This window comes from Paenibacillus sp. ACRRX, assembly GCF_022346885.1.
Classification (GTDB): Bacteria; Bacillota; Bacilli; order Paenibacillales; family Paenibacillaceae; genus Paenibacillus_B.
The window spans coordinates 70,728-97,249 of sequence record NZ_JAKRNK010000010.1 but is presented as its reverse complement, the minus strand read 5'-3'; the positions used below and the strand labels follow the sequence as shown (position 1 = coordinate 97,249).

The 26,522-nt window shown below is 45.9% G+C and carries 20 protein-coding genes; 17 read left to right on the top strand and 3 right to left on the bottom strand.

The window, feature by feature from the left end; all coding sequences use genetic code 11:
* Positions 1 to 47: 47 nt before the first annotated feature.
* A complete protein-coding gene (locus tag MH117_RS23085) occupies positions 48 to 1,859 on the top strand; it encodes a peptidoglycan D,D-transpeptidase FtsI family protein (RefSeq protein WP_239332933.1) in 1,812 nt (603 codons plus the stop codon).
* A gap of 71 nt (positions 1,860 to 1,930) precedes the next feature.
* Here the strand turns inward: MH117_RS23085 and ytvI are convergent, their stop codons facing one another.
* Positions 1,931 to 3,055 carry a sporulation integral membrane protein YtvI gene (gene ytvI, locus MH117_RS23080; protein ID WP_239332931.1) on the bottom strand — a complete coding sequence of 375 codons (1,125 nt, stop codon included), beginning with the start codon at positions 3,053 to 3,055 and terminating at the stop codon, positions 1,931 to 1,933.
* A 155-nt stretch (positions 3,056 to 3,210) separates the two neighbouring features.
* Here ytvI and MH117_RS23075 point away from each other — a divergent pair, with 155 nt between their 5' ends.
* From MH117_RS23075 to MH117_RS23050, 6 genes are all read left to right on the top strand, one after another.
* Complete coding sequence (locus MH117_RS23075) at positions 3,211 to 4,575, top strand: polysaccharide deacetylase family protein (RefSeq protein WP_239332929.1); 1,365 nt, start codon at positions 3,211 to 3,213, stop codon at positions 4,573 to 4,575.
* A gap of 500 nt (positions 4,576 to 5,075) precedes the next feature.
* Positions 5,076 to 6,818 carry an ABC transporter substrate-binding protein gene (locus MH117_RS23070; RefSeq protein WP_239332927.1) on the top strand — a complete coding sequence of 581 codons (1,743 nt, stop codon included), beginning with the start codon at positions 5,076 to 5,078 and terminating at the stop codon, positions 6,816 to 6,818.
* Positions 6,819 to 6,900: 82 nt separating this feature from the next.
* Complete coding sequence (locus MH117_RS23065) at positions 6,901 to 7,857, top strand: ABC transporter permease (RefSeq protein WP_239332925.1); 957 nt, start codon at positions 6,901 to 6,903, stop codon at positions 7,855 to 7,857.
* A gap of 54 nt (positions 7,858 to 7,911) precedes the next feature.
* Entirely contained in the window at positions 7,912 to 8,793 is an 882-nt protein-coding gene (opp4C, locus tag MH117_RS23060; protein ID WP_239333095.1) for an oligopeptide ABC transporter permease, read from the top strand.
* 9 nt (positions 8,794 to 8,802) lie between these two features.
* Positions 8,803 to 9,783 (top strand): ABC transporter ATP-binding protein, encoded by a 981-nt coding sequence (locus MH117_RS23055; protein WP_239332923.1) that lies wholly within the window; start codon positions 8,803 to 8,805, stop codon positions 9,781 to 9,783.
* A complete protein-coding gene (locus MH117_RS23050) occupies positions 9,783 to 10,757 on the top strand; it encodes an ABC transporter ATP-binding protein (protein ID WP_239332921.1) in 975 nt (324 codons plus the stop codon). Before MH117_RS23055 ends, MH117_RS23050 begins: the two co-directional genes overlap by 1 nt.
* A gap of 317 nt (positions 10,758 to 11,074) precedes the next feature.
* Here MH117_RS23050 and ilvD read toward each other — a convergent pair whose 3' ends face one another.
* Positions 11,075 to 12,760, bottom strand: coding sequence for a dihydroxy-acid dehydratase (gene ilvD, locus MH117_RS23045; RefSeq protein ID WP_239332919.1), 1,686 nt, complete (start codon positions 12,758 to 12,760; stop codon positions 11,075 to 11,077).
* Between the two features lie 378 nt (positions 12,761 to 13,138).
* Positions 13,139 to 14,230, bottom strand: a complete 1,092-nt coding sequence (locus MH117_RS23040) for an acyltransferase family protein (RefSeq protein ID WP_239332917.1) — start codon at positions 14,228 to 14,230, stop codon at positions 13,139 to 13,141.
* A 261-nt stretch (positions 14,231 to 14,491) separates the two neighbouring features.
* Here MH117_RS23040 and MH117_RS23035 point away from each other — a divergent pair, with 261 nt between their 5' ends.
* From MH117_RS23035 to MH117_RS22990, 10 genes are all read left to right on the top strand, one after another.
* A complete protein-coding gene (locus MH117_RS23035; RefSeq protein ID WP_239332915.1) occupies positions 14,492 to 15,238 on the top strand; it encodes a YwiC-like family protein in 747 nt (248 codons plus the stop codon).
* 131 nt (positions 15,239 to 15,369) lie between these two features.
* The gene (locus MH117_RS23030) at positions 15,370 to 16,341 is read left to right on the top strand and encodes a sugar kinase (protein WP_239332913.1); all 972 of its coding nucleotides are present in this window, start codon (positions 15,370 to 15,372) and stop codon (positions 16,339 to 16,341) included.
* Between the two features lie 208 nt (positions 16,342 to 16,549).
* Positions 16,550 to 17,245, top strand: a complete 696-nt coding sequence (locus MH117_RS23025) for a bifunctional 2-keto-4-hydroxyglutarate aldolase/2-keto-3-deoxy-6-phosphogluconate aldolase (protein ID WP_239332911.1) — start codon at positions 16,550 to 16,552, stop codon at positions 17,243 to 17,245.
* Between the two features lie 173 nt (positions 17,246 to 17,418).
* Complete coding sequence (locus MH117_RS23020) at positions 17,419 to 17,640, top strand: hypothetical protein (RefSeq protein ID WP_239332909.1); 222 nt, start codon at positions 17,419 to 17,421, stop codon at positions 17,638 to 17,640.
* Between the two features lie 293 nt (positions 17,641 to 17,933).
* On the top strand, positions 17,934 to 18,134 hold the full coding sequence (locus MH117_RS23015; RefSeq protein ID WP_239332907.1) for a hypothetical protein: 201 nt from the start codon (positions 17,934 to 17,936) through the stop codon (positions 18,132 to 18,134).
* Between the two features lie 628 nt (positions 18,135 to 18,762).
* Positions 18,763 to 19,764 (top strand): 2-oxoacid:acceptor oxidoreductase family protein, encoded by a 1,002-nt coding sequence (locus MH117_RS23010; protein WP_239332905.1) that lies wholly within the window; start codon positions 18,763 to 18,765, stop codon positions 19,762 to 19,764.
* Between the two features lie 201 nt (positions 19,765 to 19,965).
* On the top strand, positions 19,966 to 22,272 hold the full coding sequence (locus MH117_RS23005; protein ID WP_239332904.1) for a thiamine pyrophosphate-dependent enzyme: 2,307 nt from the start codon (positions 19,966 to 19,968) through the stop codon (positions 22,270 to 22,272).
* A gap of 1,328 nt (positions 22,273 to 23,600) precedes the next feature.
* Positions 23,601 to 23,780, top strand: coding sequence for a hypothetical protein (locus MH117_RS23000; protein WP_239332902.1), 180 nt, complete (start codon positions 23,601 to 23,603; stop codon positions 23,778 to 23,780).
* Positions 23,781 to 23,958: 178 nt separating this feature from the next.
* Positions 23,959 to 24,747: an NAD-dependent protein deacylase gene (locus MH117_RS22995; protein ID WP_239332900.1), complete on the top strand. Its 789-nt coding sequence runs from the start codon at positions 23,959 to 23,961 to the stop codon at positions 24,745 to 24,747.
* Between the two features lie 138 nt (positions 24,748 to 24,885).
* Positions 24,886 to 26,367, top strand: a complete 1,482-nt coding sequence (locus tag MH117_RS22990; protein ID WP_239332898.1) for an FGGY-family carbohydrate kinase — start codon at positions 24,886 to 24,888, stop codon at positions 26,365 to 26,367.
* The last annotated feature ends 155 nt before the right edge of the window (positions 26,368 to 26,522 follow it).

Sequence of the window (26,522 nt, the reverse complement as noted above, 5' to 3'; positions counted from 1 at the left end):
ACTAAGTGAGTAATTGTTTCCAATAATAGAGCAGGGATGTGATAGATATGCGGCTTAAGGCAGAATCACAGAGATGGAAACGAATCAGTGTGGTCACCCTGCTGATTTCTGGCGTATTACTTCTTTATAGTCTGCGATTAGCTTGGCTGCAATTTATCGGTCCCAATAGGCCACTACCACATGACCCACATACTCTTATGACCCAGTCTGTTATTCAGCGTGAGAGGGGAATAGTGCTTGATGATGGCAGAGGGCGCATTGTAGACCGTAATGGGGTGATAATTACGGGGCGCCCTACACATGCACTAATCTTGTTCCCGCTCAAGGCAGAGTCTTTGTCCATAGGTGCAGTACATACGCTTGCCCAAATGTTAAAAATAGAAGAATCAGATTTTGCTGAACGGTGGTCGAATACAACTGAACCTATTATATGGAAAGATCCTAAAGACACCAAACACCCCTATCCAATAAGCGCAGAGGAACAAAAAATGATTACCCGACAAAATTGGAACGGAGTGCGTGTTCTTCCTTACGTAGAGCCCTATCCTTGGCATGAGCAAACACCGCATTGGATAGGATATACAAGCGAAGCAGCGCGTCCAAGTGGAGCAACATTTACTAAAGGTTCGCAACCTGCATGGGACTATGTAAAGCGGAAGGGCACGGCTGGTCTCGAACGATCGTTAGAGCCGCTGCTAGCTGGTCTCGGACCTGTAACGTACGTCCATTATATGGATGCTGCAAGCAGGCCGCTGCATGGACTGGATATAAGGGTCCGCAAACCAAGCAATCCTTACTATCCGTTGCAAGTGGTGACAACAGTCGAGATGGGGCTTCAGCGATCCATACAGAACATCATGCTGCAGCGAGGAATCACAAAAGGCGCGGCAGTGGTGCTTGATGTTAAGACGCGAGATGTAGTGGCAATGGTGTCCTTGCCCAGTTATGATCCAAACCATATATATCCCGCAGGAGAGCAATGGAACAATCAAGCGATCCAGGCCATTTCACCAGGTTCTGTGTTCAAACTTGTCGTAGCGGCAGCAGCACTTGAAGAAGGTATAACGGATCTGCATGAACAATTTCATTGTGATGGTACTTATCCTAAATACGGGCTGTCATGCTGGAAACATGAGGGGCATGGCACACTTACGCTGGCGGAAGCTGTTGCAGATTCGTGCAACGTTGTCTTTGCCGAATTAGGCGAAAGATTACAAGGCAAACAGATTCAACGATATGCAGAGAAGCTAGGCTTGATAGACCCCGTTGGAATGCGGTCGAGTGACGTCTTGGGACACGAACCGTTGAAGCAATTTGAAGGTGAGCAGCCTGGTCGCGTATTTGTGAAACAAGCGGGAGGTGTATATAAGACAGATGGCGGCATTCGGGCGCAGACAGGAATCGGTCAGCGTGATGTTAGAATAACGCCGTTGGCTGCCGCTAACATGATGGTCACCTTGCTGAAAGGTGGGATATACGGGCATCCCCGCCTCGTGGAGCGGGTTGAAGATGCCAAGGGCAGTGCGCTTGTATCTTTTGCGAGTGAAGCGCGGCTGGAACGAACCATTCAATCCTCAACAGCCTATAGGCTGCTGCAATGGATGAAACAGACGGTTGCAACTGGAACAGGAAAAGCTCTGCAGCAACACAGTTGGGTACTGGCTGGGAAAAGTGGGACGGCGCAGGCAACTGCATACGGGCTGAATGAATTGAATTCATGGTTTGTAGGGTATGGGCCAGCAGATAATCCTAAATTTGCTGTTGCAGTTGTATCTATCGGAGAGAAAAAGCAGGAAGGGCATCGTGCAACTCAAATTTTTGGCGATATTATGGACGAACTCGCGAGAAAAGAGAAATAAAGGGCGATTTACTTGTGAGAGGTAATCGCCCTTTAAGTTTGTCTACATATCAGAATACGCCTTTGTGCAGATCAGGATTTATCCTCATCAACTGTTGGGGCTAATGGGTGTGTTTGAATTTCTTCGGCTGGAAAGCGGATCCAGCGTGTTAAGTATCCTTGATCCATCAAAGCTTTGATTAAAATCAACAGCACTGGTGACAAAATTAAACCAGCTACGCCAAACAAAGATAAGGAAATAATCATAAACGACAGCATCGTAAAGGCCGAGACACCCAATGAATCTCCTGTGATCTTAGGCTCTAGAATTTGACGCGTCAGCAGAACGATGCCTAAGACTACTGTGAGCCAGATCGCAAGTGACGTGTTGCCAATCACAAACAAGTAGACGATCCAAGGTACAAATATGACAGGCACACCAAGTATAGGCAAGATATCAAAGAATGCCGATAACAGGGAAATGGAGAATGCATTGCTGACATTCAGCAGAATTAATGAAATAAAAATCGTGCAGAACGAGATCGAGATCAACTTGAACTGTGATTTAAGGTAGCTGCCGATCCCGTGAAACACATTGTCCTTTAAAAAATTAAAAGCTTCTTTAAACGTTCGAGGTGTCTTATCACTAGCCAAACGTTTCCATGAGTCGATTTCGGTACTGAGGAAGTAGGCAAGCACGATAGCAATGCCGAAATTAACAATAAATGTAGACAACGACGCAACATGGCGGACAACCCAGCTTAAGAATGAAGTTGCCCATTCTTCACCCGTCTTGGCAAAGTCGGATATATAGGTACTTATACGCGCACTCACATCTGGTGGCAATGATTCATATTTATGTTGTAGGAAAATGATCAACTTGCCTGACTCTTTAATAATCATGTCGCGGTACTTAGGCAATTGACCGATCAGGTCGCTGATCTGCTGTGTAAATATAATTCCGGCTCCGAGCATTGTCCCTAGAATAACAAGGACAAATAACATAACCGATAGAGCAGATGCAATCGATTTCTTCATTCCGCGCCGATGTAGAAAAGCTGCAAACGGCTCAATGATCAAATAGATTACAAAAGCGAGAAAGATGGGAGCCGCAATGGCGTACAGATTACTGAAGGCGAGCATGATCAAGTATACTGTTAGCACAATAAGCCCGATGTCAAAAGCAGTGCGCCAGTATTTGCGATAAAAGGCGAGCATAGTGGGTGACTCCTTTTCCTTATGGGAATTTTCTGTAAAAGACAGGCACAGTTTATTCATCATTGTACACGATATCGAAATCATATGCCTATTCTTTTGGGGGATATGTTACAATATAAATAAACAAAACGTTATCACGAAACGGGGAAATACGGATGGAAGTCTTATTGTTATGGACATTTTATATCCTGACGTTTTATGCGTTTCTCCCAGGCGTGTTCAGCCGTCTTTTTGGATTCCGTGTATTTCAGAAAGGGAAGTCGGATCGAGATTTAGCTCTCACTTTTGACGATGGTCCTGATCCCGTGTATACGGCAAAGTTACTCGATCTGCTGAAGGAATACCAGGCGAAAGCCACTTTTTTTGTCGTTGGTATCCATGCAGAGCAGCAACCCGAGCTCATTAAGCGTATGCATGATGAAGGGCATCTTATCGGTATTCATAATTATATTCATAAGACCAATTGGCTGATGCGACCCGCAACGGTAAAACGTCACATCAAGAAGACATCGGATATTATCGAGGCAATCACAGGGAAACCCGCCATTTATTATCGCCCCCCATGGGGCATTGTTAATTTATTTGACTTCGGTAACCTCGGCCATATTCAGATTATATTATGGTCTGTATTATTTGGAGATTGGCGGAAGAAGTTGGGGGCAGAACGTCTGTACAAGCGGATGTCCAAGCGCTGTCGCGGTGGAGAAGTACTACTGCTGCACGATTGTGGACTGACTTTTGGAGCGGATCGGGAAGCTCCTGCCGAGATGCTGATTGCACTGCAACGCTTCTTAGAAGATGCTAAGGCAAAGGAACTTCGTTGCGTACGCGTAGATGAATTAATGCGTGCCACTGATATAGAAAAGACGAGGAATCCATCTTGGATGAAACAAATGGTTGTGAAGTTGTGGTTAGGATACGAGAAATTGTTTCACATATTCTTTGGTCTTAAGACAACCAATGAGAAAAGTCCTGTGTTTCATTTCCGAACACGTCCTTACCATGGCGAAGCGCTGCAATTGGATGACGGCGTAGTTTTGAACCATGACGACATGATTTTGGAACTTCACTTTGATAACAAGCGTTTGTACGACATCGGGAAGCGTTCACGAAGTTCGATGCAGCTCGCTATTCATATGATTCGAGATGTTGAACGTACTTTGCCGGAGATTGCGGAGTATTTGCAAGCTAGAGAAGAACTCTGTCACGAGGTCAAGGCTCTGTATGGAGTGAGCTTTATGCACCGTGGACCTGAACAATTCGGATTTACGATAAGAGAACTGCCAAGAGGCTTGTTCTCATGGATTACGCAGAAATATCTAAGGGTACTGATGAGAGTTATTCATCCTCTTGGTCAAAGTAGATTAAAGCAGCAATCCAATCAACTAGTACCAAAGACCATTATTATGTCAAAAGAAACTTTATTGACCCGATATGGACATTGTTTTGCATATGAAACGAGTGAATCAGGAATTCATCGGGGTGAGCATGCAGTAAACAAAGCACCTCATGTTATGTGAAAAGAGTTTATATAATTATTTTCATACAGTCCTGCATTCTGTAAATTAAAGGAATTGTGGGGCTGTTTTTATTTTTAAATGTCGATATGCAAAAAGTATGCAAGCGAATGAGTAGTTTTCATATGCACATACAATGAGGACAACATTGTAACTATGTACTTGTATGGAGGACAAATGTCCGTCTAAGTAAGGAAAAGTTAGATATTGCCATCATAATTTGGTTGGATCTGGATATGTTAATATTGTCGATGATAAAAAAAACTTATCGAATCATTATGAATTTATTTTAATATAAAGCTGACAAAGGGATTTACAAATACATAATTATAAAGTAGTATTATGAAAAATATTCGTTTCCTACTTATGTCCCACCTGTCGAATATCTCGTTTTGACCAGTGTTCTATAAGTAATAAACGAACGATCCCTTTAATCTTGTTAGAGATTATAGGTATGCATGTTTGTAAGTAAATATAAATAAAGCGATTAGGGGGCAATTGTTGTGAAGAAAAGATTACTCACTGTATTGAGCCTTGTACTGGCATTCTCGCTCGTATTGACTGCATGCGGCGGCGGCGATTCTGCTGAGGGCAACAAGACTCCTGATTCCGGTCAAACGACTGATTCCGGAAAAGAAACAACAGGCGAAGGCGAATTGGTAACAGAAGGCGTTATTCCTGCTCCAGACGCAAGCTTGAACCCAGAAGCTGCTGTGAACCGTAAGGATACAGCTATTCTTGGTATTACAGATCCATCTGGTATCTTCAACCCGTTGTACGCTGAATCAACTTATGATGTATACCTTGTAGAATCCATTTTTGCTCAGTTGCTTACTATTAATAAGGATGGTACATTCTCACCATTCTTGGCGGATTATAAAGTATCTGACGACAACAAAACATTTACTTTTACATTAAAAGATGCGAAATTCAGCGATGGCAAACCAGTTACTGCTGAAGACGTAGCGTTTACAATTACAGCATTGTATGACAAAGACTACGACGGTCCATCCGATGTTATGCAGTACGCACCATTGGTTGGGGCGAAAGAATATAAAGAAGGCAAAGCGACTTCGATTGCTGGTATCAAAGTCATCGATCCGAAGACAATTGAATTCACAAATACAGAAGTTAGAGTACTTGCTTTGAACGTATTCGGTGCTACAGGTATTTTGCCTAAGCACGTATATGGCGCAGCTTACAAACAAGGTAACATGAGCGGAATGAAAGATCTGTTCGCGAAACCTGTAGGCGCTGGTGCGTACAAGCTTGACAAGTATCTCCCAGGTCAAGAAGTTCGTTTGGTAGCCAATGAGAACTACTTCATGGGCGCACCTAAGATCAAAAACTTGATCTACAAAACAACGACAGAAGAAACAAGAATGCAATTGCTGCAAACAGGTGAAACAGACTATGATGATCCTTCCGTATCCAAAGATCAAATGGAAGAAATCAAAAACATCGGATTCTTGGATTCCGTGTTGAACCCAACAAACGGTTATGGTTATATCGCATTTAACAATAAAGACCCTAAATTTGCTGACAAAAAAGTTCGTCAGGCATTGACTTTCGGATTGGATCGTAAGCAAATCGTTGACACTGTATACCAAGGATATGCAGATGTGGTTAACATTCCACAATCTAAAGTGTCATGGGCTTACACAGACGAAGTTGAAAAGTATGAATTTAGTCTTGATAAAGCAAAAACGTTGCTTGACGAAGCTGGCTGGAAAGTTGGCGCTGACGGCATCCGTGAAAAAGACGGTAAGAAGTTCAAAATCAACTTCTCCGCTACTACACCTAACGTAGTAAACGAAGCGATCATTCCAATCGCTCAAAAGAACTACAAAGATTTGGGCATCGAATTTGTAGCTGACCAAATGGACTTTAACGCAATGCTCGACAAGTACAACAAAGGCAACTACGACATGTTGTTCTTGGCAGCTGGCTTAACACCTGATCCGCAAGATAGCGAAGGAACGTTCCGTACAGGCGGTTCCCAAAACAAAACAGGTTACAGCAACCCTAAAGTTGACGAGCTGCTCAAAAAATCAGGCTCTACTTTAAACGTTGAAGAACGTAAAGGCATCTTTAAAGAAATTTATCAACAAATTAACGAAGATCTGCCGATGATGTTCGTGTACCAACGTCGTGACTTGCACACAATTAACCACCGTATCCAAGGTTTCGATATTTCTCCTTACCGTCGCTTTACTAACGATTTGGCGACTATCCAAATTCAATAAAATTGGTACAAGTTAGGATACCTAATGCTCAGCCCTGTCGCGGCTGGGCATTTGGGTTTATATAAAGCAAGGAGGAATATTTATGAAACAGTACGCAATACGGCGCATTTTGCAGATTATTCCGACGATCATCGGCGTATCAATCGTATTGTTTGGTGTGTTTGCTATGGCGCCAGGTAACTTCATTGACTCCAAACAGACCATTTCAGACGCGCGTAAAGCAGAGCTAAAAGAAAAGTTCGGCTTGGATAAGCCGGTTCATGAAAGATATTTTATTTGGGCTAAAAATACGATCCAAGGTGACTTGGGGATGTCCACTCAGCATCAACAGCCGGTAACAACGGTTATGAATCGTTATATGTGGAATTCCTTTATTATCGCTGCAATTGTACTCGTGCTAAGCTGGACGATTGCCATATTTGTCGGCGTGTACTCAGCGATCAGGCAATATTCATTCTTTGATGGTATCATTACGTTTCTTGTCTTTGCCTTGATGTCCTTACCTTCCTTCTTTATCGGACTATTAGCGATCAAGTTCTTTGCCGTTGATATGAAGTGGGCGCCAGTAGGTGGAATGTATACAACAGGTAGCAATGCAACAGGATTAGCTAAGGTATGGGATTTGGTTCAGCATATGTGGCTGCCTATCTCCGTGCTTACTGCCCTTAGCGTTGGTGGTCTGACACGTTACTTCCGGACAAGCATGCTGGAGGTTGTACGTCAGGATTACATTCGTACTGCTCGTGCCAAAGGTGTTAAGCCAAGTACAGTAATATTTAAGCATGCGCTTCGAAACGCGTTGCTTCCAGCGATCACTCTTCTTGGGATGGAGATTCCTGCTCTATTCTCGGGTGCGATGATTACGGAACAAGTATTTAACTGGCCTGGTATTGGTAAGATTAACTTAGCCGCACTTCAGTCACGTGATTACTTCTTGTTGATGGGCTTTACGATGTTCTTGGCAGCGTTGACGCTTGTCGGCAACTTCGTGTCCGATATGCTGTACCGTATTGCTGACCCGCGTGTCCGCATGAAATAGAAAGGGGAATGAATAGTGGCTCAAGCAGTAGATTCAACATCGACTAACGCAGAAATGCCAAAGACAAAACCAGCTTCCCCGTGGACGCTAGCATTTCGGCAGCTGCGCAGAAATAAGACTGCAATGTCTGGACTCATCGTTATTATATTGATGTTCTTAATTTGTTTTATCGGTCCGTTTTTTTCTCCGTATTCTTTGGAGACGATGTCAGGGGCTAGCAACAAGGGGCCTTCCGCTTCGCATTGGTTAGGTACAGATAAGCTAGGACGCGATATCTTACTTCGTGTAATGCTTGCAGGTCGGATTTCATTGTTAGTGGGCCTTGTGGCAATGATGGTATCGGTGGCTATCGGCAGTACACTTGGAGCATTGGCGGGGTATTACCGCGGGTGGGTCGATACGATCATAATGCGGTTTGCGGATATTATGTTGTCTATTCCTGCTTTGCCGCTCCTGATTATACTTGGAGCTGTATTGTCGGATATTCAGGTTCCGCCAGACCAACGGATATATTTAGTTATGTTCTTGCTCGGATTTATGAGCTGGCCAGGCTTGGCCCGCCTTGTAAGGGGACAAATACTGACCCTTCGGGAGCAAGAGTTTATGCAGGCAGCAGAAGTTCTTGGGTTACGTGATAAACGTAAAATTTTCCGTCACCTGATTCCAAATACAATTCCGATTATAATAGTTGTAGCGACATTATCTGTTGCCGGTGCGATTTTGATGGAGTCGGTTCTTAGCTACCTCGGTATTGGGGTTGTGCCACCTACACCATCATGGGGGAATATGATCTCTGCAGCCAACAACTTGATAGACTTTAAGAAAAGACCTTGGTTATGGATTCCACCTGGTGTGTGTATCTTTATGACGGTTATAGCAATAAACGTTATTGGTGACGGCTTGCGTGACGCACTCGATCCGAAAATGAAGAAGTAGGAGGACGTTATGGCTAACAACTTAGTTGAATTCCGTAATCTGCGTACGAACTTCTACACGAGTGGTGGTGTGGTCAAGGCCGTAAATGATGTCAGCTTCGCGATTAAAGAAGGGGAAACACTTTGTGTAGTCGGCGAGTCCGGCTGCGGTAAAAGTGTTACCGCGATGTCCCTCATGCGCCTTGTATCGCCTCCAGGTAAGACAGAAGGCGGGCAGATTTTATATAATGGTGAAGACTTACTGCAATTAAAAGAACGTCAGATGCGTAATATTCGTGGTAATGAGATTGCGATGATTTTCCAAGAGCCGATGACATCGCTTAACCCGGTGTTCAAGATCGGTGAACAAATTTCAGAACCGCTTATTATTCATAAAGGTATGTCGAAAAAAGAAGCGAAGAAACGTTCTATCGAGCTGATCGAATTGGTAGGCATTCCACGTGCCGCTGAAATCTTCAATTCTTATCCGCATGAATTGTCGGGCGGTATGCGTCAGCGGATCATGATCGCGATTGCACTAAGCTGTGATCCGAAGCTGTTGATCGCGGATGAGCCAACTACAGCGCTTGATGTAACGATTCAAGCTCAGATTCTTGACTTGATGCGTAATATTAAGAGCGAATTTAAGACGGCAATTATGCTGATTACGCATGACCTGGGTGTCGTAGCGGAAATGGCTGACCATGTAGTCGTTATGTATGCGGGCAAGGTGATTGAAGAAGCTCCCGTTCATGAGCTGTTCAAAAATCCTAAGCATCCTTATACACAGGGCTTGCTTCGGGCTAAGCCGATTATTAATCAACGCCAATCCCGGTTGTACACCATTCCGGGTCAAGTTCCTAACCCAGTATCTTTAGGAAACAACTGTTACTTTAATGATCGCTGCGAACACTGCATGTCGATCTGTGTGGACAAACAGCCACCACTTAACACGTATGAGAATCGCCACAAAGCTGCTTGTTGGCTTTATGAGAAAGGTGGGGAAGCTTAATGACAGAGCCATTATTAGAAGTTAATCATCTTAAGAAATACTTCCCTATTCAAGGCGGTATTATGCAGCGTACAGTGGGCCACGTCCGTGCAGTAGACGACATCTCGTTTACGCTGAACAAAGGGGAAGCCCTTGGGTTAGTAGGCGAGTCTGGTTGTGGAAAATCGACCACTGGTCGTACCATCTTACGTCTGCTTGAAAAGACGGAAGGCACGGTTAAGTTCAAAGGTACCGACCTGCATGAATTATCTCGCAAGGAACTTCGTGCGATGCGACCTAAGATGCAATTGGTTTTCCAGGATCCTTACAGTTCCTTGAACCCTCGAATTAACGTTGGTACAGCAATCGGCGAGGCTCTTGTTGATCACGGTCTTGTGTCCAAACATGAAATTCGTGATCGTGTAAAAGAAATATTGTCGATTTGTGGTCTTGCTCCTTATCATATTGATCGTTATCCTCATGAATTCTCAGGGGGACAGCGTCAGCGGATTGGTATTGCACGTGCACTTATTATGAATCCAGAGTTTATTGTGGCTGATGAACCTGTATCTGCGTTGGACGTTTCGATTCAGGCACAGATCATCAACTTGTTGAGTGATTTGCAAGAACAAAAAAACCTGACTTATTTGTTTATCTCTCATGACCTGTCGGTCGTTGAGCACTTATGCAATCGGATTGGTGTTATGTACTTAGGCTCAATGGTAGAGATGGCACCGCGTGAAGAGTTGTTTGCTAGACCTCTTCATCCTTATACGAAGGCGCTGCTCTCTGCAATCCCAGTACCGGACCCGACACGTAAGTCTGAACGTATTGTACTTCAAGGAGACATTCCAAGCCCGGCGAACCCGCCTAGCGGCTGTAAGTTCCATACACGGTGTCCGTTTGCTAAAGAAATCTGCAAGCAGCAGGTACCAAAGTATGAGGAAATGGCGTCAAACCATTTCGTAGCTTGTCACTTTGCTGGTGAATTTTAATACTAATGCTTATTAATGAACACTCCTTTTCGTTATTGATGACGAAGAGGAGTGTTTTTTTACAGCTTTAAGGTATATTGTCACAAGAATCCCTCGACTAGATTACAATTACACACCTATAATGGATAGCGGCTGTAAGACGAATTAAGATGCCGCAGCGCTACTGTTGAACAGGAGACTGAACCAGAACGAATATAAAAATGCCCTTGATTCACTCACGGTTGGAGTAATCAAGGACACTCTATATACAAACGATAATATTATGATAATGATGCCGAAGAACGATATTTAGCTGGCTCGAACTGCGTTACTCCGTCTTATACCTTTAACACACCGCCTTGGCTGGCGTTTGTTACTAGCTTGGAATAGCGGGCCAACAAACCAGTCTTAACCTTAGGCTCAAAACCTTTCCAGTTCGCTCTACGTTGTTCCAGAACTTCATCCGATACTTGCAGCTCAATCTTACGGTTAATCAAGTCTAGATCGATGATGTCTCCATCCTCAACAAAGGCGATAGGACCCCCTTCAGCTGCTTCGGGTGAAATATGGCCAATGCTAATGCCGCGAGACGCGCCGGAGAAGCGTCCGTCTGTAATTAGTCCTACCTTGGCACCTAGCCCCATGCCGACAATCTGTGATGTCGGGGCAAGCATTTCTGGCATGCCTGGGCCACCTTTAGGACCTTCGTAGCGGATAACGACGACATGACCTTCTTTAACCTTGCCATTTGCAATGCCTTCAAGAGCCTCATCTTGTGAATCAAAGCAGATTGCAGGACCTACGTGGCGACCTCCAACAGCTTTATCAACCGCACCCACTTTAATAATGGCGCCTTCAGGTGCCAAATTACCAAACAATACGGCAAGTCCGCCTTGCTCGGAATGTGGGTTGTCGAGTCTATGGATTACTTCCGTATTTTGAATCTCACAGCCAGCTACGTTCTCACGCAGTGTCTTGCCTGTTACAGTAATACAATCACCATGCAGAGCCCCTTCTTTATTAAACAGCTCATTCAGGACAGCGCTAACGCCGCCAGCTTCGTGAATATCCTCAATATGATAATCGGATGCTGGTGCTACTTTGGACAGATGAGGAACGCGCGAAGCAACCTCATTGATACGGGCAACAGGATATTCAAAGCCTGCTTCATGTGCGATTGCTAGTGTATGCAGCACTGTATTCGTGGACCCACCCATTGCCATATCTAGTGCAAATGCATTGTCGATCGCTTCAAGGGTGACGATATCACGCGGCTTGATGTCCAGTTTGATGATTTCCATTAACTGTTTTGCAGAACGTTTTACAAACTCTCGACGTTCCGCGGAGACAGCTAAAATGGTACCATTTCCAGGGAGTGCGATACCGAGCGCTTCTGCCAAGCAGTTCATCGAATTTGCTGTAAACATGCCGGAACAAGAGCCACATGTTGGACATCCATATTGCTCCAGCTCGAGCAGACCTTTGTCATCGATCTTGCCGGCTTGATAAGCGCCCACCCCTTCAAATACGCTTGACAAGGAGATGGAACGGCCATTGGAGTCTTTACCGGCTTTCATTGGGCCGCCACTTACAAATACAGTCGGAATGTTGCAGCGCAGTGCGCCCATAATCATACCCGGAGTAATCTTGTCGCAGTTCGGGATGCAGACCATACCGTCGAACCAATGCGCAGATACGACTGTTTCTACTGAATCTGCAATAATATCACGGCTTGGAAGTGAATAACGCATGCCAATGTGACCCATGGCGATGCCGTCGTCTACACCGATTGTGTTAAATTCAAACGGAACACCGCCAGCTTCGCGAATCGCATCTTTAACGATCTTGCCGAATTCTTGAAGGTGGACATGCCCAGGAACGATATCGATATAAGAGTTGCATACGGCAATAAACGGCTTATCAAAGTCTTCTTCCTTTACACCAGCTGCACGGAGCAGGCTGCGGTGTGGTGCACGGTCGAAGCCTTTCTTAATCATGTCTGAACGCATCTTAGGGGCTGACATTGTTATTCCTCCACTTCTCTACTTCATAGCATTAACGTATGAATTGTGTATATTATGATGAGTCTATCATAACTAACGGGCTTTTTCTAGCGACTTGCACATGTAAAATAGAAAGAAATTCTCATAGCTATAACCTCACATTTTTCACGCAGGGTTGCTGCTGTATTTCTAGAGAGGATTGAACTACAGATGATTATTTAATAATTACGACGGGAGTCTTGTACCGGTAAGGTTGCGCTGATTACGAATGCATACTTCAAATGTAAATGACACAAGAGGCACAGCGTGTGCTGTGCCTCTTGTGCAGGAGTGAAGCGTATGGTGTATGTGAAGCATTCGTCTGAGTCACGCATCGAGGGTGAAGTGTTAGCGGGGGAGCTAACTATGCTTCATGCGCCGACGCCAAGCGTCGCGTCGTACCCAGCCGAATACAGCTTCTCCGTTAGGTTCGATCAACGGGTGAGCGATATTACGTACGATAGGCTGTGCGAGAAGAACAGTGCAACCGATCGAAAATATAATGAGCAAAGATACTGCAATTCCGCTTGTGACATGTTGATAAAGGCCAAAATATTCTGCAAACCTCACGATTAGGCCATGCAGTAGAAAGACGTACAATGTCCGTCGGCCCAAGTCTGTGATGGCGCAAATACGCTGCGGCACCCAAGCAAGAAAGGCGATTGAGGCGATAAATTCAATCAAATATATTGCAAATCGAAGCATAATTGCCGACAAGCCATCATGAATCCAGCCTAGTTCATTAAAGGTCATATTGTTCATGAGCCAAATTGGTTCAATCTGTGGTGCTAATAAGTATAAGCCTACCAGCAGTCCAGCAGAAACAAGGGCTCCAATAATTCGAATAGGTATGGTCACACGTTTGCGAAGGGACTCCAAGCTGCAAGAGTAACCGATAACGAAAAATGGCAAATACACGAAGGTTCGAGAAATCGCAAACCAAGCACCGCCAAAAGGAATAAAGCCAACCAAAACGCCAAGTGCAATCGACCACAACACAGGGTGCTTGACACCTTTGTGAATAAATACTCTTAGTACTATTCTCCAGACTAAATGTCCGATTAGAAACCATAAGAGCAAATAAGGGACAAAGAAGGAGTGTGTAACACCAGGCACACGGAACAGCAAATAATCCAATAGCGAGTAGATCGATTGAAACACTACATATTGCAAAGCGATCTGCCGCAAAATCCGATTACCCTTCTCGCTAAACAAATTGGACCGTGCGAAATAACCGGTAACACCTACAAATAAAGGCATGTGGAACGTAAAAATCCACAGAAACAAAGCTTTCATTTCAGGCATTGCATGGATTAAAGGTTCAATTGCGTTAGCTACAAATACAGTAACGATAAGCAAGAATCTTAAGTTCAAGCCGAAAGTCTCTCCACTCCAAGGGGACTTTATCGACGCGTTGCTAAGCATGGGATGCTGCAACTTGCGTTCCCACATGTTCGTATCCTCCTCATGATGAGCCCAGGCCACGCGCAGGATTTCTCTATTTTTTCGTTCCTCATTTGAGGTATATTTTATCTACCCAAAAGATAGCATATGTTCTTGTGATGGATTGTGATATTCATCACAAGAAAATGCGAGTTTGACAAATGACAGTTGACAGAAGTTTGAACGTTCCCTTATTCACTTAGACAGAAGCGGGTACTTCTATTAATATATAGTTATCCATCGGAAAAATATGGTGCAAGGGGAGACGAAATGGCATTACAAGCAAAGAAAAACAAACGGGGTTCTATGCCTATCATTCCAAACCAGCATGGTGCATGGGCGATGTTGATCATTCCATTCCTACTGGGGATGCTTGCAGCAAAGCCGAATTGGACGCATCTCTGGCTTGCTGCAGCCTGGTTCTCGGCTTATTGTGGTTCATTTGCTTTCCTGCAAGGAGTAAAGACTAGTAAATATGCAGCGTATAAGAGAGCATATCTCGTATGGGGCACTGTGCTGCTTGTGTCCGGCGTCATCTTGTTAAGCTGCCGTTTGGACATTTGGTGGATGGGAGCAGTTATGCTGCCGTGTTATTTGGTTCATATCTGGTTTGCGAAACGCAAAAATGAACGTCACTTTCTAAATGATGCAGTTGCCGTATTGCAATTTTGCTGGATGCTGATCATAGCTTTTGAAGTTGGTGGAGGTACAGCATGGAGCTTGGCATGGCGTTTGTGTGCGGCTTGTGTACTTTATTTTGTGGGGACTATATTTTATGTTAAAACGATGATACGTGAAAAGGGAAACAAGAACTACTATGTAGGGTCTGTTACGGTACATATTGTGGCAGGTGCTACCGTTGGATTGTTATTGTCGCCATGGCTGGCGCTTCCCTTTGGGCTTCTATTTTTCAGAGCCGTATGGATGCCCAATCAGCGTGTAACGATTAAGCAGGTTGGCATCTCGGAGATTGCATTTAGTGTGATGACTGCATTCTCGCTTGCCTTATGTATATAAGGAACGAGGTTCAGGAGAACTGGGGATAAGCAGCAAATTGTCAGAATGTTGTAGAAGATCTGGATTGACGATATTTGGAAGCACGTTTAAACTAGAGGGCATAACAACGGCTGTGGGGAGGGCACATCGGGATGGAAGCGTTGTCAGATCAAGTCGTAACGCCTGACGTCGTTACGTTTGGGGAATCGATGGCATTGTTCAGTTCCGCAGATACGCGGGGTCTGGAATATGCGCAGACGGTTATGAAGTCTTTTGGTGGAGCAGAAAGCAATGTGGCGATCGGCTTGTCAAGGCTTGGCCACCGCGTTGGATGGTTTAGTCGGCTAGGGCTCGATCCGCTAGGGCGCTATATTATGAAAGCGGTACGCGGAGAAGGTGTGGACGTGTCCCGTGTTCAATTATGCATGGATGAAGCAACAGGTGTCATGATGCGTGAGGCGGTAGCCGGACATTCCTCGGTATACTATTACCGCAAGCATTCGGCTGCAAGCCGTATGAAGCCTGATGATTTGGATCAGGACTACATTCGTTCGGCTAAGCTGCTTCACGTGACAGGCATTACGTGCGCGCTGAGCAGCAGTTGTGCTGACACGGTCCAAGCGGCAGTTCGAATCGCCAAGGACACAGGTGTTAAAGTAAGCTTTGACCCGAACCTGCGCTTGAAATTGTGGCCGATTGAGCAGGCACGGGCGGAATTGCTTCCGCTGGCGGATGAGGTGGATTATTTTCTGCCCGGCCTGGATGAACTGAAACTGCTCTACGGCACTGAGGATGAGCAAGCGATTTTTAATCGTTTGGGTCAGTTATCTGCGACTTGTATTGTGAAGGGCGGACTCGGCACGAACTATGTCGTACGTGGCTCACAAGTGAGCCGTGTTCCCTATACACCTGTGCAGCACGTGGTGGATACGGTCGGAGCGGGTGATGCGTTCTGCTCAGGGCTGCTGTCAGGAATCGTTCGGGGTTATGACATTGTGGAGGCAGTTCAATTAGGCAATGTCATGGGTGCGATGGTCGTGCAGGCATTTGGCGACTGGGAAGCGCTGCCTACATGGGCGCAAGTGCAGGATAAGCTGAACCACGCTGTACATATCGAGCGTTAAGCAATCACTGAGGAATGGCTTTCTACTGCAGACTTTGCTGCTACACGTTCGTGTATGGTCATTTGTACACTACAACTAGAATAATTGTGTGACGAATGCGTGGGCTCATATTCGTCACACAAGATCATCATGGGATTTACACGGTTTGGTTAAGCGTATACCGGTTATACAGACAGACTAATAACTCATGGGAAGAGGAGTGTCAGAGATGAACAAAATTCGTTTGCTGCAGCAAATTCAAGCATGTGGTGTAGTTGCGGTGTTACGTGCGGATTCGGCAGAGCAAGTTGTAGAGATGGCAGAGGAGGCGATTGCGGGGGGGATCAAAGTCATTGAAATCACACTGACGGTTCCTCGTGCATTACAAGCGATCGAGCAATTACGCACCCGATATTCGAGCGATCCGAATAGCCAACTTTCATTTGCCATCATAGGAGCAGGCACTGTACTTGATGCATCTACGGCCCGTGCTAGCATATTGGCAGGTGCGGAATTCGTGGTTGGTCCCTCCCTGCAAGCAGACACAGTGAAAATATGCAATCTGTATCGTGTGCCAGTCCTCCCTGGTGTTATGACAATCTCTGATGTTCAGCAAGCTTTGGAACTGGGAGTTGATATTGTGAAGCTGTTCCCGGGTAATCTGTACGAGCCGTCCATCATTAAGACGATGAAAGGACCTTTGCCGCAAGCCAACTTTATGCCGACTGGCGGCGTAAATGTGAAGAACTTGGCAGACTGGATTCGTGCGGGAGCGGTTGCGGTAGGAATTGGCTCAGATCTGACCAAAGACGCCGTAGCTACTGGCGACATGTCTCATGTCCGACGTCAAGCTGAACGTTATATGGAAGCTTATCGCCAAGCGATCGGCGTTGAAGCCCCACTTGCCGGAACGATCTCTGGATAGGATCAGGGATCAGTCTCTTCTATAATTAGACTGCAATGTCCATAAGCTGACTCTTCGATTATCGGGGGGTCAGCTTTATTGTCCTTACTTATGTGATCGTAGGTGTCTTCAACTATGCCCAATACTGCTCCATAAAGTTAACAATAGCATTCAGATACTGCGGGCACAGAAACGTGAACGTCAAATTGCGACTAGTCTTGAAAACGCAGCGAATGCTTGAGCGCAATGAGTTGCGGCAGGAGTGCTGTAGGACGATCACGTTCTGCGAGCGGCTGCGTTGTAGATATGGATGCAGACAGCGGCTCGGGATTAATCATGACGATATAGAGCGTGCAACGCTGGTGATGACGGTAGATCGTTATGAGAAAATGATGCAAAGCGAGAAAATTAGATAAGCAGCTGCTTGCCTTTTCTATTCGAATTATGGCTGGTGATCTGATTTGGGATGATAAATGCCACGATAGGCCCAGATGAGCAAGAAAGAGTTTATAATCCAGCTGCATTCTATAGATACGGGTGTACCCTCCATACTTTCCGTATCCTTTTTTGGCCAAAGTGTATTTTACGGACTTTAAGCGTGTATTTAAATATACTAGTGACCATCGTATATAGCAAAGCATATCATAGGCTATAGGACTTAAGCCCATTGTTCCAAAGGGGCAGCTAAGTGGCAGACATGAGCTTTTATATGGATGGTAATGTATCAGGCATGGATCATACGCTGGACAGTTTGGGTCATAAGGACACGTCAAGCGAGCTTACACGACTTGTGTGCGTCGGATCCATGATTACGGGAGCATCCAGTAAGCGGTGTGGAATGGCATGTCCAGATCAAAGGTTTATTCGCGTATGCTGTAATGTGAGAGGCAGTCGCAATGGGTTGTTGTAATGGCAGAGGTATATCAACTGCTTATATCAACTGCTGCATGAAACAGTGACCCGCCATTACCCGCCAGATGAGCTGAAGCGCTTCGCGGTAGATTTGGTGAGGAAGCTGAACTCGGTAATATAAAGAGAAACGGAGCAGGAATTCGATTCACTACGTCGAATAATGCATAAGAGTAATAACTAATAATTATAAGGAATGTAGCAGTCCATCTATCGTTCTACTACATTGCAAGACGCTTCGATGATCCAACACAGGTGGAAATTTGAGCGTTTTTTTGAATATTAGGCATGAGCACGTAGTCCTCCACCCCATCTAAAGCCTCTATGTTAACGCAAAATAGCATCGTCCCAGTCTTCTTCAATTAGGAATTTCAAAATTTGACTTCTTCATTTTCACATTACCGACATAGTGTAATCGTCAACACGTGACTTGAATCACACTACCAAATGCGTATTTGGGTTACCATTTTGTCAGTCTATTACAATTTGGTTTGACCTGTCCTCGTTGCGGAGCGTCTCCTGGCACGTGTGCAGAAGTTCGGAAACTCATGCAGCAGACAGATAATGATATAAGATATTAATATTCCTGGCCTATTTAGGCATAGGAGATCGGAAAGGAGATCCACCACATGATCACATTGCCCAAAGTGAATGAGCTTGGCTTCTTCGAGATTCGACTTGAATCCATAGGAGGGTTAGGTGCCAATCTGGCTGGCAAGATGCTGGCGGAGGCAGGGGTTACCGGCAGCGGATTAAATGGTGTCAGCTTCTCGTCATATGGTTCGGAGAAGAAGGGCTCCCCGGTGAAAGCACACATTCGTTTTTGTATGCCAGACACACTTATTCGAGATACGACGCCGGTTGAACGCCCGCATATTGTAGGTATATTTCATGAAGCGCTTTACAAGACGGTAAACGTAACAAGCGGCGTAACAGAGGACAGTCTTGTACTGGTCAACTCTGCAAAAACACCAGAACGATTATTGGAAATGCTGCGCTTGCCTGGGGGCAATATCGCCGTTATTGATGCAACTGGCATTGCACTTGAGGAGAAGAATCGGGCCAATATGGCGATGCTAGGCGCCATGTTCCGCTTGTGTGACTTTTTGGATGCGGAACAGATGAAAAGTGTAATCCGCAAGTCGCTGGAGAAGAAGTATCCTCAGTCGGTCCAACCAGCATTGAACACCTTCCAACGCGGCTATGATGAAGTAAAGTTCAGTGCTTTTCCTATAGCAGCAGGTATTGTGCTGCCAAAGGCCGTGCGCTGGGATACGCCTGTATTGGGATACGAGACGCAGCCGATCGGCGGTGTGGTTGTGAACCCGGGTAACTCGATATTAAAAGACTTGAGCATTTCTCGCGCGGGCATGATGCCGCATTTTGCAGATGATAAATGTATTCACTGTGCAGCTTGTGACAATGTATGTCCTGATTTCTGCTTTGTATGGGAAGAGAAGCCAGACAAGAAAGGGCGCCCACAGATGTTTCTGCAAGGCATCGACTATCAATACTGCAAGGGCTGCTTGAAATGTGTATATGCTTGTCCTACGGAAGCGCTTTCAGATGCGCGTGAAGAGGACGGTTACGCTGACGAGCATCGGATGCCGCACCATTTTACGCTAATCTAGACGATTTCACATATTGATGAATATATTACACATATAGATTAACAGAACAAAGAACAGAACAAAGAACAGAACGATGAAGATCTTTTAGGTGAACAGACGGCACCTATTTTATGTAGCGGACAACTACTCAGGATGATGATTGGACGATATGAATTGGAAATAGAAGCATACAGCAGAACGATTAAAGGGGGATAAGGACCCATGGCAATCGAATATGATAAAGAAGTTAAGATAGGGACCGTGGAACAACGGATGGTGTACGAATCCGGTAACGAGATGGCGGCTTATGCAGCACATCAAATCAATTATCACATCATGGGTTACTATCCAATTTCGCCATCAACCGAGGTGGCGCAATTTCTGGATCTGATGAAGGCTAACGGACAGCATGACATCAAGTTAATTCCTGCTGACGGCGAACATGGCTCAGCTGGTATATGCTATGGCGCTTCCACGGCAGGTGGAAGAGTCTTTAATGCAACAAGTGCGAACGGGTACATGTACATGTTAGAGCAGATGCCCGTCCAGTCAGGTACCCGGTTCCCGATGGTGATGAACTTGGTATGCCGCTCGGTGTCAGGCCCGCTTAATATTCACGGAGATCATTCCGACTTGTACTTCTCCCTTAATACAGGCTGGCCTACTTTATTGTGCAGAGATCCACAAGCCGTATATGATATGAACATTATGGCGTTGAAGCTAGCGGAGGACCCAGAGGTTCGCTTGCCTGTGCTGGTGGCATTCGACGGATACTTTACGTCGCACCAGAAGCGTCGAGTGCAGACGTTTGCGAAACGCGAGGATGTGGCTACGTTTGTAGGCGAGAAGCCGATGGCTGGCTTTGCTGATACATTGGATCGCAACAATCCGATTACGGTTGGACCGTACATGAACGAACCTGATTATATTAATAACTGCTATCAGCAGTCGATGGCAATGTATAAAGCAGGTGAAGTATTTGAACGTATTCGCAAGGAATACTACGCATTAACAGGGCGCGATTACCCTATGCTTGATCTATACCGGATGGAGGACGCCGAAGTTGCTGTGTTCCTGCTGAACTCATCCGCAGAAATCATCAAGGATGTCGTGGATGAATTGCGTGGACGCGGAATTAAGGCAGGCTCCATCTCGCCGAACATGATCCGGCCGTTTCCTGCCAAAGAGATTGCTGAGGCACTGAAGCATGTTAAGGCGATCACTGTAGGGGATCGTGCTGACGCTTACGGCGGACATGGGGGCAATATGCTGCTGGAGATTAAGTCAGCCCTGATGACGTATAATAACCGCGATACGCTCGTAGTGGGACGTATTTATGGCCTCGGGGGCAAGGACTTTTATGCCGAGGATGGGCATGCATTGTTTGAAGCGGCTATTGCTGCGGCGGACACTGGCGTGGTGGAAAAACCATTTGACTATCACGGCCATACACCGGGTGAGGCATCCAAAGCACCACAGCGCGTGCTGGAGCCGATGAAATATGAGGATCTGAACACAGGGCTGATTAAGGTCACGCCGGACGAGACCAGCGGCAAGCTTAACGTTCGTATTCCGCCGCTGCGTAATCTTACACGGAAGCCAAAACGTATTGCCCCTGGACATGGCGCTTGCCCTGGCTGTGGCATATTCTCTGGTTTGGAATTGTTCTTTAAGGGAATTGAAGGCGATATCGTAACTTTATTCCATACTGGGTGTGCAATGGTTGTAACGACAGGCTATCCGTATTCAGCTCACAAAGCTACTTATATCCACAATTTGTTCCAGAATGGGGCGGCCACGTTGTCTGGTGTAGTCGAGATGTTCTGGGAGCGGAAACGGCGTGGTGAACTGGATCATCTCAATTTGGCTGACGATTTTACATTTGTTATGGTAACTGGCGATGGTGGTATGGACATCGGGATGGGGCCTGCAATAGGTGCTGCGCTGCGTAATCATAAGATGATTATTTTAGAGTATGATAACGAAGGTTATATGAACACGGGCGCGCAGCAGTCGTACTCGACTCCGCTTGGACATCGGACGTCTACGTCCAACGTCGGCTCGGTTCAGAAAGGCAAGCTGTTCCATCATAAGGATACAGCGCAAATTATGGCTGCGACTCATATTCCATACGTGTTTACGGGAAGCGAATCGTTTCCGCAGGACTTGGTGAAAAAGGCAGCAAAGGCGCAGTGGTACGCGCAGCATGAAGGGCTTGTCTATGGCAAGATTCTAATTGCTTGTCCGTTAAACTGGCTTTCTGATGACAAGCTTGGCACAGATATTGTCAATTCAGCCGTAGATTCTTGCTTCTTCCCATTGTATGAAGTGGAGCACGGTATTACTAATATTACGTACAATCCTGAAGATAAGAATAAGAAAGTGCCTCTTTTGGAGTGGTTAAATAAGATGGGCAAGACTCGCCACATGGCCAAGTCTGAAAATGCCGCAGCACTGCTGTCGTTTGAGCAGGAAGTGGAGCGACGCTGGAATGCACTTAAAGCTAAACATGACAACCCTAACTTGTAGTCGATAAACTACAGAAATAACCTCGTTACGACAGCAGTATTACTTTGCTGATTGGGATGAGGTTATTTTGCGTACAGGGGTAGGTGAATAAGCCGCAAAATCAGCCTTAAAGAGCAAAAAGAGAGTTGGAAACGCCTATATAAGCAGGCAAAACGGGTTTAACAGATTGGGAGTGTGTGATGAGATTGAGCAAGGTAAGAAAAATTGGTGAGCATGGTAAGTGAAGTATGAAAAGTAAGTAAAGTTAAAAAGGTAATCAAGATAGGAAAAGTTAAAAAAGGTAAGAAAAATGAGAAAGGTAAGCAAGGTGGGGGAGGCGAGAAAGGTAATAAAAGTAGAAAAATAAGAGAAAGAAAAAGTAATAGAGGTCAGCAGGTTGATGAAATAAACATCAGAAATGATAAATATGTGTAAGCGCAGGAGGTAAATACGATTGGCATATAAACGAATAAGCCGTAAAAACAGTCTTAACGAGTAGAAAGAGAGTTCGAATCGCCGATATAAGCAGGTAAAACGGGTTTAACAGATTGGGAGTGTGTGATGAGATTGAGCAAGGTGAGAAGTGCAAGAAGTACTGGAAATGGTAAGCGCGGATAAGCACAGGAGTAAATGCGTATGGACGTGTAAACGAATAAGCCGCAAAATCAGCCTTAAAGAGTAGAAAGAGAGTTCGAAACGCCAATATAAGCAGGAAAAACGGGCTTAACAGATGGGGTGCGTGCGATGAGAAGTGAGGAAGTTGAGCAAGGTGAGAAGGGCAAGATGGGCAAGAAATAGTAAGTGCGGGTAGGCACAGGAAGTAAATGCATGTGCGGCATGTAAGCAAATAAGCAGCAAAAAGAGCCTTAAAGAGTAGAAAGAGAGCTCGGATCGCCAATATAAGCATGCAAAACGAGCTTAACAGATGGGGGGCGCGCGATGAGAAGTGAGGAAAGTGGGAAGGGCAAGAGCGGTAAGAGCGGGAGGAATGGGAAGTAAATGCGTGTGCAGCGTATAAGCAAATAAGCCGCTAAATCAGCCTTAACGAGTAGAAAGAGAGTTCGAAACGCCAATATAAGCATGCAAAACGGGATTAACAGATGGAGTGCATGCGATGAGGGATGAGAAAGGTTAGAAAAATGAGCAAGTTGAGCAAGGTGAGGAGGGCAAGAAGGGGAAGAACGGTAAGAACGGGAGGAATGGGAAGTAAATGCGTGTGCAGCATGTAAGCGAATAAGTCTCAAAATCAGCCTTAACGAGTAGAAAGAGAGTTCGAATCGCCAATATAAGCAGGCAAAACAAGCTTAACAGATGCGGGCGTGCGATGAGAAGGGAGAACGGTAAAAAGAGTGAGCAAGGTAAGCGAAGTAAGTAAAGTCAGCAAAGTAAGTAAAGTGAGAAGTGCAAGAAGTGCAGGAAAGGTGAGCAAGGTAAGAGCTGCGTGTGTATCGGAGTTTACCGATCAGCTGACATGGCAAGCTTCACCCGTGTTCGAACAAATGGAAACTATTATCACCATTAACACTTGATCTAACATTTTTGTTGTATTTTGTCCGCGATTCGATGTAAGAACACCAGTCAAAACACGTAGATACTGTTGCGTATTAAGTCTATCCCCAGGCCTCCGATAAGCTGCCCCGCTATTTTCGCAATATAATAATCCCATGTATACTTAGAGGAGTATATTTGTCATAAGGAGGTCATGATGTGACCCAACAGGATCATTCTTCCAACCAAGCGCGAACTTACGAAGCGCAGGTCCGCAAGCTGGCTGACTTGATAAGTGGAAGCAAGCGGATCGTTTTTTTCGGGGGAGCTGGAACTTCTACGGAGAGCGGTATACCGGATTTCCGCTCTGCAGGAGGCGTATTTGAAGAGAAATCAGACTTTCCTCATCCTCCGGAAGTGATGGTGAGCCGTCCATTTTTTGAGCGGGACCTCCAGATGTTCTATACATTCTATCGCGTAAAGCTGCTCCATCCGCATGCCAAGCCTAACGGAGCACATCGTACACTGGCTCGGTTAGAGCAAGCTGGCAAGCTAAAGGCGATTATAACGCAAAATATCGATGGTCTGCATCAGGCTGCTGGCAGCACTGAAGTGCTCGAACTGCACGGTTCCGTCCACCGGAACGACTGCTTAAGCTGCCATAGACGATTTGATCTATCTGTCGTATTGGACTCCACCTCAGTTATACCGAATTGCCCGGATTGCGGCGGCGTCTTAAAGCCGGATGTTGTTCTCTATGGGGAAACGTTAAATGATGCTGTCGTTGAACGTGCTATCCATCATGTACAGCAAGCGGACCTGCTGATAATCGGAGGAACGTCGTTGTCGGTCCAACCGGCTGCAAGCTTTGCGCAGATGGGGAGACGTGCAGGGATCGTACTTATGAATCGAACTCCTACAGCTATGGATCACGAGGCAGTCGCTATATTTCGCGATCCGATGGGACAACTGCTTGAAGATGCATATGCTTACATGAGCAAATCTTAAGGGGTAATTTCAGGCCATAGTGAACCGACAACAGTTCTTATAGAAGGATTATTTCTTTATCAAATTAATGAATAGTGTAACCAATACTTAATTTCAAGTGGATTTATGAAACGGAGGAGTTGGCAAGTGGTGCACATGATGGGAATAGACTTAGGAACAAGCAATCGCAAAGTAGGATTATTTGATGAGGAAGGACGTGTACTGGCAATCTCCAGCCGTCCAACGACTGTCATCGAGACTGGGCAAGGATATTCTGTCTATGATCCGGAGCAATTGTGGAATGACGTCGCAGCGATGATAAAGGAAGTACTTGCACAGACGGGTGTTTCCCAGGTGGCGGCGATCGGCATCGCCAGTATGGCGGAGAGCGGATTACTTGTCAATCGGTCAACTGGAAAAGTTCAATCACCTTGTCTGCCATGGTTCGAGACATGCTCGACACCACAAGCGGAACGAATCCGGCAGTCAGATGCCCCACTTGCATTATTCCAGCGTTCAGGGTTGCATTTATCATTTAAGCATGGCCTGCCTAAACTGATGTGGCTGCATGATCAAGACGCAAGCATGTTCAACGACGCGGTATGGCTGACGATGTCTGGCTTTATCGCTTATCGACTCAGTGGTGTAATGGCATGTGATCCAACATTGGCAACACGTACTTTTGCCTATGATATCCGTCATGAATGCTGGGATATGGAATGGCTGAAAGAGTTTGGTCTACCAGAGGGCCTGTTCCCTCAAGTGCTGCCAAGTGGCAGCCCGCTTGGCACAGTTACGACTGAGCTGGCAAACGTGTTTGGGCTAGGGGAAGGAACGACAGTGGCGATTGGCGGCCACGATCATGTGTGCGCATCTTTGGCAGTAGGCGCGGTGCATCCAGGTGACGTATTTGCTTCCATGGGAACGGCTGAGACTTTGGTGGGCTTAATGAAGCCCCGTCATCTGGGGCAAGCGGAATTTGATACTGGGTTATCCTACGGTTTCCATGTCGTACCCGGTTATCAGTTTTGGATGGGAGGGAATGCGGCTTCTGGTGGGGCTCTGGAGTGGATTCGCAAGCAGTTGGCTGACGATGCATTGACATATGATCAAATGAAAGCCCTGATGGCTGACGTGCCTGATGGACCTGGTCAAGCCTTGTTTTTCCCTTATCTTTCAGGCAGTGGAGCGCCTTATCCGAACTCTAAGACACGTGCTGCTTTTATTGGATTGTCCTATGCTAGCGGCAAGGCAGAACTGGTACGGGCCGTATGTGAGGGCACGGCGTATCAGCTAGAAATGATTCGCAGAAGTGCAGAACAGGTATCCGGCGAGACGATTCGGGAAATTCGTGCTGTTGGGGGTGGAACGCGGATCCGATCTTGGCTGCAAATGAAGGCTGACGTAGGGAACGCTACACTCATTGTTCCTCCAGTTGATGAAGCGACCCTTTTAGGGGCAGCTTATGCCGCGTTAATCGGCACGGGGTATATTGGCAGCGCGACAGAGCTTCAGGGCTTGATCGAGCAACGAGGAGTTGCGCGGATTGACCCTGATGCAGCACGTCATATGCTGTATGCAGCCAGGTACGAGCAGGTATACGCTCCAATGGCCGCTGCACTCAGAGAGATGGAACTGTAAGAGGATATGGGGCAGGGCGCCTTCAAGTCAGCGGTCAGCCCCTTTTTTTGCGTGATACAATCCGATTTGCAGCAGGTAAGCAATTGGCGAAGAAATTAGAAGGATAAATACATTTTGTTCATTGGTCGAATTCAGGAGAGGCTGAACTGGAGAAG

Excerpts from the sequence above, each read along its gene's own strand:
- MH117_RS23085 (WP_239332933.1), top strand. The coding sequence starts at position 48 with ATGCGGCTTAAGGCAGAATCACAGAGATGGAAACGAATCAGTGTGGTC.
- ytvI (WP_239332931.1), bottom strand. The coding sequence starts at position 3,055 with ATGCTCGCCTTTTATCGCAAATACTGGCGCACTGCTTTTGACATCGGG.
- MH117_RS23075 (WP_239332929.1), top strand. The coding sequence starts at position 3,211 with ATGGAAGTCTTATTGTTATGGACATTTTATATCCTGACGTTTTATGCG.
- MH117_RS23065 (WP_239332925.1), top strand. The coding sequence starts at position 6,901 with ATGAAACAGTACGCAATACGGCGCATTTTGCAGATTATTCCGACGATC.
- opp4C (WP_239333095.1), top strand. The coding sequence starts at position 7,912 with ATGCCAAAGACAAAACCAGCTTCCCCGTGGACGCTAGCATTTCGGCAG.
- MH117_RS23055 (WP_239332923.1), top strand. The coding sequence starts at position 8,803 with ATGGCTAACAACTTAGTTGAATTCCGTAATCTGCGTACGAACTTCTAC.
- MH117_RS23050 (WP_239332921.1), top strand. The coding sequence starts at position 9,783 with ATGACAGAGCCATTATTAGAAGTTAATCATCTTAAGAAATACTTCCCT.
- ilvD (WP_239332919.1), bottom strand. The coding sequence starts at position 12,760 with ATGTCAGCCCCTAAGATGCGTTCAGACATGATTAAGAAAGGCTTCGAC.
- MH117_RS23040 (WP_239332917.1), bottom strand. The coding sequence starts at position 14,230 with ATGTGGGAACGCAAGTTGCAGCATCCCATGCTTAGCAACGCGTCGATA.
- MH117_RS23035 (WP_239332915.1), top strand. The coding sequence starts at position 14,492 with ATGGCATTACAAGCAAAGAAAAACAAACGGGGTTCTATGCCTATCATT.
- MH117_RS23030 (WP_239332913.1), top strand. The coding sequence starts at position 15,370 with ATGGAAGCGTTGTCAGATCAAGTCGTAACGCCTGACGTCGTTACGTTT.
- MH117_RS23025 (WP_239332911.1), top strand. The coding sequence starts at position 16,550 with ATGAACAAAATTCGTTTGCTGCAGCAAATTCAAGCATGTGGTGTAGTT.
- MH117_RS23015 (WP_239332907.1), top strand. The coding sequence starts at position 17,934 with ATGGATGGTAATGTATCAGGCATGGATCATACGCTGGACAGTTTGGGT.
- MH117_RS23010 (WP_239332905.1), top strand. The coding sequence starts at position 18,763 with ATGATCACATTGCCCAAAGTGAATGAGCTTGGCTTCTTCGAGATTCGA.
- MH117_RS23005 (WP_239332904.1), top strand. The coding sequence starts at position 19,966 with ATGGCAATCGAATATGATAAAGAAGTTAAGATAGGGACCGTGGAACAA.
- MH117_RS22990 (WP_239332898.1), top strand. The coding sequence starts at position 24,886 with ATGGGAATAGACTTAGGAACAAGCAATCGCAAAGTAGGATTATTTGAT.